This window comes from Desulfocurvus sp. DL1XJH-121, from assembly GCF_054819825.1.
Genome location: NZ_JBTVWW010000194.1, coordinates 1 through 239, shown reverse-complemented (window position 1 = coordinate 239; position 239 = coordinate 1). Strand labels below are relative to the sequence as shown.

The following is a 239-nucleotide window of genomic DNA, read 5'->3' as shown; positions in this document are numbered from 1 at the left end:
CCTGCCAGTTATTGGAGATCCGAGTGCTCGATCATTTGGTGATCGGTCGGGGTGAATGCGTCTCTTTTGCCGAGCGCGGATGGCTTTAAGCGATTTTTTCGCGATCCTTGTGGGATCTTTAGCTGTTCGGGACTTGAGCACTTACGCTTCAGAGCGTATACTACGCCACCTTTGAGAATCTTGGGTTTGGCGCAAGAGCCTATCTCAGCAGGTTTCTGACCTGATGTGTGGTTTCTACC

General features: G+C 51.0%; 1 protein-coding gene. It reads left to right on the top strand.

The features are described from left to right. Positions 1 to 11: 11 nt before the first annotated feature. Positions 12 to 89, top strand: a complete 78-nt coding sequence (locus tag ACYYG1_RS17845; protein ID WP_461211671.1) for a JAB domain-containing protein — start codon at positions 12 to 14, stop codon at positions 87 to 89. Positions 90 to 239: the final 150 nt, after the last annotated feature.